At 48.9% G+C, this 11,988-nt stretch carries 10 protein-coding genes; all 10 read left to right on the top strand.

The window, feature by feature from the left end; translation table 11 throughout:
- Positions 1-34 precede the first annotated feature (34 nt).
- The 10 genes from FYJ45_RS22865 to garR all read left to right on the top strand — a co-directional run bounded on the left by FYJ45_RS22865 (position 35) and on the right by garR (position 11,853).
- Positions 35-2,050, top strand: coding sequence for an ABC transporter substrate-binding protein (locus FYJ45_RS22865; RefSeq protein ID WP_154467377.1), 2,016 nt, complete (start codon positions 35-37; stop codon positions 2,048-2,050).
- A gap of 168 nt (positions 2,051-2,218) precedes the next feature.
- Positions 2,219-3,202 carry an ABC transporter permease gene (locus tag FYJ45_RS22860; protein WP_102289989.1) on the top strand — a complete coding sequence of 328 codons (984 nt, stop codon included), beginning with the start codon at positions 2,219-2,221 and terminating at the stop codon, positions 3,200-3,202.
- A gap of 123 nt (positions 3,203-3,325) precedes the next feature.
- Entirely contained in the window at positions 3,326-4,444 is a 1,119-nt protein-coding gene (locus tag FYJ45_RS22855; protein WP_154467376.1) for an ABC transporter permease, read from the top strand.
- 11 nt (positions 4,445-4,455) lie between these two features.
- Positions 4,456-5,457: an ABC transporter ATP-binding protein gene (locus FYJ45_RS22850; RefSeq protein WP_102289987.1), complete on the top strand. Its 1,002-nt coding sequence runs from the start codon at positions 4,456-4,458 to the stop codon at positions 5,455-5,457.
- A gap of 55 nt (positions 5,458-5,512) precedes the next feature.
- On the top strand, positions 5,513-6,535 hold the full coding sequence (locus FYJ45_RS22845) for an ABC transporter ATP-binding protein (protein WP_154467375.1): 1,023 nt from the start codon (positions 5,513-5,515) through the stop codon (positions 6,533-6,535).
- Between the two features lie 23 nt (positions 6,536-6,558).
- On the top strand, positions 6,559-8,214 hold the full coding sequence (locus FYJ45_RS22840; protein ID WP_154467374.1) for a GH39 family glycosyl hydrolase: 1,656 nt from the start codon (positions 6,559-6,561) through the stop codon (positions 8,212-8,214).
- A 180-nt stretch (positions 8,215-8,394) separates the two neighbouring features.
- Entirely contained in the window at positions 8,395-9,078 is a 684-nt protein-coding gene (locus FYJ45_RS22835; RefSeq protein ID WP_021640386.1) for an aspartate/glutamate racemase family protein, read from the top strand.
- 14 nt (positions 9,079-9,092) lie between these two features.
- Positions 9,093-9,938 (top strand): transketolase, encoded by an 846-nt coding sequence (locus FYJ45_RS22830; protein WP_154467373.1) that lies wholly within the window; start codon positions 9,093-9,095, stop codon positions 9,936-9,938.
- A 1-nt stretch (position 9,939) separates the two neighbouring features.
- Positions 9,940-10,881, top strand: a complete 942-nt coding sequence (locus tag FYJ45_RS22825; RefSeq protein WP_154467372.1) for a transketolase family protein — start codon at positions 9,940-9,942, stop codon at positions 10,879-10,881.
- Between the two features lie 63 nt (positions 10,882-10,944).
- The gene (garR, locus tag FYJ45_RS22820; RefSeq protein WP_154467371.1) at positions 10,945-11,853 is read left to right on the top strand and encodes a 2-hydroxy-3-oxopropionate reductase; all 909 of its coding nucleotides are present in this window, start codon (positions 10,945-10,947) and stop codon (positions 11,851-11,853) included.
- Positions 11,854-11,988: the final 135 nt, after the last annotated feature.

Here is an 11,988-nt window from a genome sequence, read left to right as displayed (position 1 = left end):
CGCGATAAAAAAGGTATGAAAGAGAGGTATCAGCATGAAACAAAGAAAAATGATGGCGCTGTTTATGACGGTTTGTCTGGCAATGGGGGTTGCCGGATGCGGCAGCCAGACAACCACAGCAACTCCTCCTTCTGAGGGGCAGGCCACAGAAAGCACACAGACTGCAGGCACGCAGGCGCCGGAGACAGACAATCTTGTCAGAGGCGGTGTGGGAGACGGCCAGTATAAGGAATCCCCCCTGGTACATGAGCAGGTGGAAAAAGGAGAACTTCCCCCGATTGAAGAACGCCTTCCCAAAGAACCTGCGGTGGTGGAAGTGGATGACATTGGCGTTTATGGCGGGACTTATGTGGGAGCGGCCTTCGGTCCCAGCTCCGGACAGGTGGATACGGAAGGGTTGAGGTTCCAGTCACTTTTGACAATAGAAAAGGATTTGAAGACCTTTAAACCCAATCTGATTCAGGCTTATGAAATTAACGAGGATTCCACACAGTTTACAATACACCTGAGAGAAGGGATGAAATGGTCAAATGGTGATGAGCTGACTACCGATGACTGGATGTTCTGGTATAACGATGTCCTTACCAATACGGATGTAAACCCGTCCGTTGATGCCGCTTACTGCAGTAACGGCAAGCCCATGATATATGAGCAGGTGGATCCGTATACGCTCAATATTAAATTTGAGGAACCGAATCCGGCCTTTGAAATTACGATGGCCCGTTATTCCACAGGGATAATCAGAAGCTTTTTTGCACCGAAGGAATATTTAAAGCAGTGGCATAAAACCTACAACCCGGATGCAGATAAGCTGGCCAAGGAAGAAGGATATGAATCCTGGATTCTCTGTTTTAAGGCTCATCTTGATAATACCCAGGCACAGACAGACTGTGATGCTCCGGATGTTTATCCATGGGTCCTTGACAGGATTGATAATAATGGAAATAAGTTTTTTACACGCAATCCCTATTACCATGTAGTGGATCAGGAAGGCAATCAGCTTCCTTACATTGATGAGCAGGAGGCTATGATTGTACAGGATAAGGATGTACGCGCCCTGAAGCTTATCAGCGGTGAAATCCATGCGGCAGGTGAGAATCCCCTTCCCGTATCCGATTATACCATGCTGAAGGAAAATGAGGCCAACGGTGATTACCAGGTATTCCTGTTTGAAAACACACGAGGCTCCGACTGTGCATTTACCTTTAATATTACGGATAAAAATGCGGACTTAAGAGAAATTTTTACAAATGTGAAGTTCCGTCAGGCTATGAGCTACGCGCTGGACAGAAATACAATTAACGAAACCCTGTACTATGGAAAAGGGACTGTGAGACAGGCAACCGCTTCCGCAGATACCTCCTTTATGAAGGAAGAATTTGAAAATGCATTTATTGAATATGATGTGGATAAGGCCAATGCACTGCTGGATGAATGCGGCTATGCATGGAACGCGGCAAAAACCGTGAGAGTTATGCCTAATGGACAGGAATTTAATATTGTCCTGGAAACGATTGAAGAGTTTATGCCCGTAGCTGAAATGGCCTGTGAGTACTGGGATGCAGTTGGCATTAACGTTACTTTAAAACAGGTGGAACGCTCCTATTATCTGGAAAGAGGAATCGGCAATGATCGTGATATGCAGGCGTTTACCCTGGACAGCGTAGGCGAATTCAATTTAAGGGGAGCTGCCTTCAGCAGGCTTCGTCCCGGAAATGCCTATGATGATTTGGAGTTCATGAGAGCTTATAAGGATTATTGGGACAGCAACGGAACCAAGGGAGAACAGCCTCCGGCAGAAATCCAGGAAATTTATGATGACTGTCTCAGATTCGGCACTATGTCAAATACGGATCCTGAATATGTTGCGCTGGGAGAAAGTATTTTAAAGAGAATCAGTGATCAGTGCTGGTTTATCGGCGTATCGGTTTCGCCCCGTCTGGTTATCATCAGCAACCGCCTGGGAAATACCCCCACAGAAGGAACCTTTGCCAATGACTATAACTTCTGGAAACCGTACCGCGGGGATACATGGTATTTTAAATATTAAGTGAATAGTGTGACATAATTTTATGCATGAAGTATCACGGCTGTAAAGTGTATGATATTTATACATTTCAGTAAATGGCGGGAAGGTACAATCGCGTGCCTTCCCGTTTTGTATCTATATACCGGGACTTTTGCTGCCCGGAGGGGAATAAGGAGGGGTCAAAGATAAATGAAGAAATATATATGCAAAAGATTTATCTATATGATCGTTTTGCTGGCGATTATGTCAGTGTTTGCTTTTGTGGTTATTCAATTGCCGCCCGGCGATTATCTGACATCTTATATCGCTAATCTGCAGCAGCAGATGGGCCAGGTGGATGAGTCCGTGGTGCTCAGCCTGCGCCAGCAATATGGCCTGGATAAGCCTATGTGGCAGCAATATTTTCTGTGGATGGGAAATATGCTTAAGGGTGATTTCGGCCAGTCATTTCAGTGGAAGCAGCCTGTAAAGGCGCTTATCGCTTCCCGAATGCCGATGACTATTGCGCTTTCTGTTATTACATTGGTTTTCGCGTATGCGCTGGCAATACCGATCGGTATCTATTCGGCCAGGCACCAGTATTCGGTTGGTGATTATCTGGCTTCTATTCTGGGATTTATCGGACTGGCTACACCCAGCTTTTTCCTGGCATTAATTCTGATGTATTACAGCAACCGATATTTTGGGCTGAGTGTGGGCGGCTTTTACTCACCGGAATTCCAGAATGCGCCATGGAGCATGGCAAGACTCTGGGATCTGTGTAAGCATCTGCCGATTCCTGTCATTGTCATCGGACTGGCAAGTATGGCGAATGTAATCCGTATTTTAAGGGCAACGCTGCTGGACGAGCTGAAAAGGCCTTACGTGGTGGCAGCCAGGGCGAGAGGGCTGAAGGAAAATAAAATGATTTACAAATATCCGGTACGTGTGGCGCTTAATCCCATTATAAGCTCAATCGGAAGCATTCTTCCTTCCATCGTATCGGGCGCGACTGTAACGGCCATTGTTCTGGATATCCCTACGGTTGGCTCTCTTTTATACAATGCGCTGCTTTCCCAGGATATGTATCTTGCAGGCACAAGTGTGCTGATGCTGACGGCAATTACGGTAGTAGGTACTTTTATCTCGGATATCCTGCTGGTGGTGGTAGATCCGAGAATACGTCTACAGTAATCTTTCATGCCCGGTTTCCGGGCGGCACCAGATAAAAAAGCAGCCGGGCCGAAGGCCATCAATACTGTGGAAGCGGAGCTTTCACAGTAAGCAGGAAGCTACAGGAAAGGAGCACAGGAGGCCATGTTTAAGAAAAAAAATACTGCTGTTTCCAAAGAAGAAGCGATTTATATGGAAACCCAATGGCAGCTGATGTGGAGAAAATTCAAAAAACATAGACTGGCGATGCTTGGAGGGATCATATTGATCATCCTTTATACCGTGGGTATATTCAGTGAGTTTTTTGCCACTCAGGATATTGCAAAAAGAAGCACGACAGCCATCAGTATGGCGCCTACAACGATACATTTTACAGATGCGGAGGGGAATTTTTCCCTACAGCCCTTTGTCTACGGCTTAAAGCAGGAGGAGGATCCTGTAACGTGGAAAAAATATTATGTGGAGGATACCACGGTAAAGCATAAGCTTCGTTTCTTTTACCATGGAGATTCTTATAAGCTGCTTGGCTTTATTCCGGGAGATATTCATTTCTTCGGCACGCCGGAGCCGGATGTCTTTTTCCCTTTTGGCACGGATGCTTCCGGCCGTGATTTGTATTCGCGCGTGCTGAGCGCGCTGCGTATTTCCCTGAGCACAGGTCTGGTGGGGGTGTTTTTTACCTTTGTCCTGGGCTGTCTGTTCGGAGGAATATCCGGTTTTTACGGTGGAGTGACCGATACTATTATTCAGCGTATTATTAAGTTTTTGATGTCGATGCCCAGCATACCGCTTTGGATGGCTCTTGCGGCGGCGTTTCCGACCACATGGTCGTCACTGAAAATATATTTTGCGATAACGATTATTCTCTCTCTGATTGGCTGGACCACTCTTGCGAGGGTGGTAAGAGGGAAGCTTCTGGAGCTGCGGAATGAAGATTTTGTCACCGCAGCCAGAGTGGCAGGGGCGACGGACGGCTACATTATTACAAAGCACCTTCTGCCTTCCTTCAGCAGCTATCTGATTGTTAATGTAACGTTGGCCATACCCAGTATGATTCTCGCGGAGACCTCCTTAAGCTTTCTGGGGATTGGACTGACCCCTCCTATCGTAAGCCTGGGAGTGCTTTTACAGGATGCACAAAGTATAAATACGGTTTCCATGTATCCCTGGATGATGATTCCCGGTATCTTTGTTGTTATTTCTGTATTGGCGTTCAACTTTGTAGGCGACGGTCTCAGAGATGCGGCAGATCCGTATAAATAGGGGGAATAAATATGAATGATTACATTTTACAGGTTACAGACTTAAAAACCTATTTTAAACTGGATACGGGGACGTTAAAGGCGGTAGACGATGTAACCTTCCATTTAAAAAGGAATGAAACAATCGGCATTATCGGTGAGTCCGGCTGCGGAAAAAGCGTAACGGCCCATTCCATTCTCCGGACTGTGCAAAACCCGGGAAAGGTTCTGGGCGGGAAAATTCTGTATGACGACGGAAACGGCCCGGTTGATCTGGTGGGCTATTCTCCTGACAGCAAGGCAATGAGGAGACTGCGGGGAAAGGATATCTCCATGATATTCCAGGAACCCATGGCAAGCCTTTCTCCCGTATATACCATCGGGGCACAGATGATGGAAGCGGTTATTGTCCATCAGGAGAAAAAGGATAAAAAGGCGGCTAAGGAGCTGTGCATGGAAATGCTGCGCGCCGTAGGAATGCCAAATCCGGAACAGAAATTCGATGCATATCCGCACCAGATGTCGGGAGGGCAGTGCCAGAGGGCGATGATCGCGCTGGCAATGGTTAATAAGCCCAAAATCCTGATTGCGGATGAGCCGACAACCGCCCTGGATGTAACGGTGCAGGCGCAGATAACTGATTTGATGAAACACTTCCAGAAAGAGTATAATATGTCTATCATCTACATAACTCATGATATGGGAGTCATAGCGGAAATGGCGGATACCATAGCGGTAATGTATCTGGGACGTGTAGTTGAGAGCGGAAGCGCAAAGGCAATTTTTAAAAACCCCATTCACCCTTATACGAAGGGACTGTTGAAATCAATGCCGGTGCTTGGCAATAAATCCAGTGAAAGGCTGCATGCAATTGAGGGAAACGTTCCGGTACCGTTGGATCCGCCTGAGGAATGCGGATTTTGTTCCAGGTGTCTGGAAAGGACGCCGGAATGTGCGGAAAGCATCCCGCCGCTGATTGAAGTGGAACCGGATCACCTGGTCAGATGTTTTCATTATAAAAGGAAAGATGCGTAAGGCAGGCTGAGTGGCAGCTGGAAAGCGCCATAGGACTGCATGAATGGAGGATAAGATGCCGAAAACATTGTTGGAAATTACGGGTCTGAAAAAATATTACCCGATTGAAGCGGGAATTGCCAAAAAGCAGGTGGGGCTGGTAAAAGCGGTGGACGATGTTACGCTCAGTATTCAGAAAAATGAAGTTCTGGGCGTGGTCGGGGAATCCGGCTGCGGTAAGACAACCCTGGGAAGGACGATTTTAAGGATAATTGAACCTACGGAGGGCAGTATTAAGTTTAACTTTGACGATAGGGAAATCGACTTCACTTCCCTGGATAAGAAGGAGCTGCGGGGAATGCGGAGGTATATACAGATGATTTTCCAGAATCCATATACCTCCCTGAATCCCCGGATGACAATTTTTGATATTGTTGCCGAGCCGATGAGACTGGCCGGAGGCTATTCGGAGGAGGAGATATCGGAAAGAGTCCGCGGACTTATTGATAAGGTGGGGCTTGAGGTGAAGCACCTGAACCGTTATCCCCATGCTTTCAGCGGCGGCCAGAGACAGAGAATAGGAATTGCCAGAGCGCTGGCTCTCGGACCGAAATTCGTGGTTGCAGATGAAGCGGTTTCTGCACTGGATGTTTCTATTCAGGCCCAGATACTGAATCTTCTGCAGGAGCTGAAGGAGGAATATGATCTGACCTATATGTTTATTGCGCATAATCTGAGCGTGGTGGAGCATATTTCCGACCGGGTCTGTGTTATGTATCTGGGCAGGGTTGCAGAGCTGGCAGAGACGGAGGAATTGTTCTATCATCCAAGGCACCCTTATACGGAGGCTCTGCTGTCAGCGATTCCGGTGGCGGATCCCACCATAAAGAACGAACGTATTATGCTGCCGGGAGAAGTGGGAAATGCGGCGAATCTGCCATCAGGCTGCTGCTTCCATCCCAGATGCAAATATGCGCAGGAGTGCTGTAAAAAAGAATGTACATCCCTGAAAGAGACAGGACCGGGTCATTTTGTGGCTTGTCATTTTGCAGATAAGCTGACATTGAACGGAATAGGGGAATTAAAAAGAAAAAATTAATTAACAAAGCGGAGGAAAAACGGATGAGCAAACAGGTAAATGTAAAGGTGGACGCCGGTGTTTCGATGGGGGTACAGGAACATCTCTGGCGTTACATAGGCTATGACGAATGCAACTATACTTATATTCCGGAGGGCGTGGAGCTTCTGAAAAAATTTGCCGCGCTGGAGGATGCCCCCTATTATTTCAGGACACATTTCATGTTCTGCACGGGCAACTGCCATGGAACCTATAAATTCGGCTCCACCAACATTTATTGGGAAAACGGGAATGGGGAACCGGTCTATGATTTTACTTATTATGACTATATCATAGACGCGTTTCTTAAGACAGGAAACAAGCCCTTTGTAGAGCTGGGCTTTATGCCCAAAGACCTTGTGGATACCAATTATTTAAGGCCGACAGGAGGGGATTGGGAAAATTATGCACAGTATAAAGAGGTAGGCTGGACCTGCCCTCCGAAGGATTATGGGAAATGGCATGATTTCATTAAGGCGGTTGCATCCCACCTGGTGGAAAAATACGGGGAGGAAGAGGTAAAGAGCTGGTATTTCGAGCTTTGGAATGAGCCGGATATTTTCTATTGGAGCGGGACTGCGGCGGAATACTGCAAGTTATACGACTATACGGAGCATGCGGTGCATGAGGTGCTTCCGGAATTAAGGCTGTCAGGCCCTGCGGTAACCGGTATTTTTGAGGGCGGCCATGCGCAGAAGTTTTTCCGCTTTTTCCTGAACCACTGCAGGGACGGCGCGAACTTCTGTACGCAGGAAAAGGGAACACGGCTGGATTTCATTACCTTCCATGTTAAAGGCGGCGGCTTCCCGTTTGAAATGCATGCGCCCAAAGCCGTGCCTTCCGTAGAAAGCCTGGTGCATCAGGTGAAGCTGGGGCTGGATATCATTCAGGAGTACGGCTACCAGGACTGCGAGGTGGTGCTTTCAGAGGCGGACCCGGACGGCTGGGCAGCGGGCGGCATCTATGACAATGCCAACATGATTTTCAGAAATACGGAGTATTATGCAACCTACGTTGCTTCCACCTATGAAAAAATTGATCAGCTCAGCAGCCAGTACGGCATCCGGGTAAGGCCTCTTGCATGGGCATTCATGTTCCCGGGAGAAAGGTGTTTTGAAGGAACCAGAACCTTTACCACACAGGGAATCGATAAAGCTGTATTCAATATGTTTAAAATTTACGGCTCTCTGGGAAATGAAAAGCTTTCCTTTGAAAGCGATGGCACAAAGAAGCTTGAATTCCTGAAGGAGCCTGAAATCGGCGTAAAAAATCACAGCCAGTACACCGGCGAGGGCGAGGATACGGATGTGGCGGGCTTTGCTGTAAGAGGGAAAAACGGGGAAATCCAGATTGTTATTTACAGCCACTGCAACGACCGTGACAAGGTGGAGGATCAGAAAATCAGCCTGATGGTGGATGGAATTGGTGAAAAAGAGGTGAAAATCAGACATTACCGCATTGATTCCGAGCATTCCAACCCGTATGCGGAATGGGTGAGACAGGGCAGCCCGCTGTTCCCGGAAGGAGAGCAGTATGATGCAATTAAGGCAAGAGACGGCCTGGAGAAGCTGTGTGAGGATGAAACGGCTGCGGTTAACGGAACCCTCAGCCTGGAATTCAGTTTGCCGGCGCATGCAGTCTCTTATCTGGTAATTGAGTAAAGCATTTGGCCGCAGGAAATGCCGGCCGTAAGAAAAGGTCAGCCGCAAGGAAATGCCGGCCATAAGGAAATACTGGCCATAAGGAAATGCCGGCCATAAGGACACATAACAGGCTGCCAATTGGGACAGCTTCAGCTTCCGGCCTTTTGCAAAAGGGCCGGAAGAAAAAGGGGGTAAAATATGAGCATGGATTTAAGCGGAAAAACACTGGGGATTATTCACGCATCCCATATTACAATTCAGGCGATGGAGCCTTATATCAGGGAATATATTCCTGAAGTGGAAATCATGCATCTGTGTGACGATACGATCCAGCGGGATAACATTAAGGCAGGGGCAGGCGTTATCCCCAAGGTTAACTATTTTAAATTTGCCCAGTATGCGCATAATCTGGAGGAAGCAGGCGTGGATTTGATTCTTCTGGCCTGTTCTACATTCAACTATGCGGCGGAGCTTGGCAGGCCGCTTGTAAATACGCCCATTGCGCAGATTGACCGTCCGATGATGGAAAAGGCTGTCAGGACGGGAAAGCGGATCGGCCTGCTGGCGACGCTTGCCACAACGGTGCCGTCCTCCGAAAGGCTTCTGGATATCGCGGCGGCGGAGGCGGGAATGCAGATAGAGCGGAAAACGGTTTTATGCAGCGAGGCCTTTGAAGAGTATTCCAAAGGAAATATTGCCAGGCACAACGAGATACTGGTGGAGGCAATTGACAGGCTTTCGGAGGAGGTGGACTGCATCGTCATGGCGCAGCTGTCCATGTCCGCGCTGGCGCCGTTTTTAAAGGATACCAGGGTGCCTGTGTATAACAGCGGTGAGACAGGGTTCTTAAGAGTCCGGGAAATGCTTGAAAACATGGAATAAGGAGGGGACCGGCAATGCTTAATCAGGAGAAAAAGCAGGAACTGGAAATACAGGCCAGGGAAATCAGGAAAGACATTGTAACGATGATTGGCGTGGGGAAGGCAGGACATCTGGGAGGCTCCTGTTCGCTGGCGGATATTGTTACGGTTCTGTATTTTTATAAAATGAGGCATAACCCGGCAGAGCCGGGCTGGAAGGAAAGAGACCGTTTCCTGCTGAGCAAGGGGCATGCGGCGATTGTCCAGTATGCCGCTTTGATGGAATGCGGTTATTTTGACAAGGAAACCTATATCCATACGCTGAAAAAGCTGGGAAGCCGTCTGCAGGGACATCCTGATATGAGAAAGCTTCCGGGCATTGAAGCCAATACAGGCTCTTTGGGACAGGGGGTATCCCTGGCGGCGGGACTGGCGGCAGGCCTTAAGCTTGACGGACTGGACTCCAGGGTCTATGTGGCGGTAGGAGACGGCGAGCTTGCGGAGGGGCAGCTGTGGGAGGCTTTTATGGCGGCTTCCAATTTTAAACTGGACAATCTGCGTGTCATTATTGACAGAAACGGGCTGCAGGCAACCGGAAAGACCATGGATCGGTTCCGGATTGGCAGTATTGAGGATAAGATGCGTTCCTTCGGATTTGAGGTTATGGTAATTGACGGCCATGATATGGGACAGATTGCCGATGCTTTTGACAAAGCGGATGATATCAGGGAAAAACCGGTCTGCATCATAGCCGATACCGTAAAAGGAAAGGGAATTCCGTTTGCAGAAGGGGTCGCAGCCTTCCATAATGGAACGCTTACGCAGGAGCAGTACGAAGAAGCGCTGCAGGCTTTAGGCTGTGTCAGCAGAACGGAGGCGTAAAATGGGGGTACATAATCAGAGAAAAGAATACGGTAGCATGCTGGTGGAGCTGGGAAAGAAGAATCCGGATATCGTGGTGCTGGAAGCGGATCTGGGAAAATCCACCATGAGCTGTATGTTTGAGGAAGCATTTCCGGACAGATATTTTGAAATGGGGATTGCGGAGCAGAATATGACAAGCTTTGCGGGAGGCCTTGCGCTGGCGGGAAAGGTGCCGTTTACCAACACGTTTGCCGTTTTCGCCTCAGGAAGGGCGTATGATCAGATCAGGCAGAGCATTGCAACGGCGAAGCTGAATGTTAAGATCGTAGGATCCAGCTCCGGTATGTCGGATTTCGGAGACGGTGCGACGCACCAGTCCATAGACGACGTGGCAATTATGAGCGCAATTCCCAATATGACGGTATTCACGCCATGCGACGGGCTTGAGGTGCGCCGGGCGGTTGAGGCTGCGGCGCAGCTGGAAGGCCCCTGCTACATCCGGCTGTGCAGAAATGATCTGGAGGATATTTTCCCCGCTGATGCAGCCTACAGGATTGGCGAGCCTGTGGTTTTGCGCGAGGGGACGGATGTGACGGTTTTTACCCATGGAATTATGGCGCATGAAGCGCTGAAAGCGGCCGCAGCGGCAGAGAAAGAGGGGATCAGCGTAAGCGTGGTTCACATCCCCACCATAAAGCCGCTCAATGAGGAGGCGGTAAGAACCCTGTCGGCCGGGAAAAAGGGCGTTGTAGTCTGCGAAGAATGCAGCATTCGCGGCGGGCTGAATATGCTGGTCAGCTTTGCCCTCAGGGGAAGCGGCATTCCCATGGAAAGCGTCGCTGTCATGGATGTATTCGGGCAGTCCGCGTCCTCCCATGAGGAACTGCTGGAATATTATGGGCTGGATGCAAAGAGCATATATAGGAAAATCAGAAAGGCAGCGGGAAAACAGGAAGTATAGCCGGATTGGGACTATTTACGGGACAGGCGGCGGAAGGCTGCAGAGCAAGGAGGGAATTTGCAAATGAAAATAGGTTTTATCGGTCTTGGAATCATGGGAAAACCCATGGCTAAAAATCTGCTGAAGGCAGGGTATGAGCTGAATATATGCGATATCAACAAGGATGCGGTGGCTGATGTAGCCGCCTCCGGCGGCAGGGCATACGATACGCCCAGGGAAACGGCGGCAGAAAGCGATATCATCCTCACCATGCTTCCCAACTCCCCTCATGTAAAAACTGTAATTGAAGGGAAGGACAGCGTCCTGGAAGGCATGAAGCCGGGAACGATCCTTGTGGATATGAGCTCCATTGATCCGAACGTTTCCATAGAGCTGGAAAAAGAGGTGGCGGCGGCCGGCGGGGAAATGCTGGATGCACCGGTGAGCGGAGGAGAACCCAAGGCGGTGGATGCCACGCTTTCCTTTATGTGCGGCGGAAAGCAGGAGGTATTTGACAGGGTAAAGCCGATTTTGGAGAAGATGGGCTCTTCTATCGTTCTTGTAGGGCCAGTGGGAAGCGGGAATATGACCAAGCTGGCCAATCAGATTATTGTGGCGGTAAATATTGCCGCATTGTCGGAGGCCCTGGTTCTGGCTACGAAGTCCGGCGTAAATCCGGAGAATGTCTACAAGGCTATCCGCGGCGGGCTGGCAGGCAGTACGGTTATGGACGCCAAGGCGCCGATGATGCTGGACCGTAATTTTGATCCGGGCTTCCGTATCGAGCTTCATATCAAGGATTTGACGAATGCGCAGAATGCGTCCAAGGCCGTTGGCATGGAACTGCCCATGACGGACAGGGTGCTTGATATGATGAAAAAACTCCAGGAAGAGGGGCTTGGAAAATGTGATCACGCAGCGGTGCTCCATTATTATGATGTTGGGGTCAAAAGAGTTTGTAAAAACTCTCTGACCTACCATATAGTACCTTGAAAATTTTACACAATTGGATTTTTATCATTTTCCAGATGTTAGTAGTCAATACCAAAATGACTGTCAGTCCTTTCGTTATTCCAATACTGGATTTTGAGCATAATGCCCCAAGCCCTTTCGATAGGTAAAGAGCTT

Origin of the sequence: Eisenbergiella porci, assembly GCF_009696275.1 — a bacterium.
GTDB lineage: Bacteria > Bacillota > Clostridia > Lachnospirales > Lachnospiraceae > Eisenbergiella > Eisenbergiella porci.
Note: the sequence above shows the minus strand (reverse complement) of the source record. Positions and strands in the feature narration are given on the sequence as shown.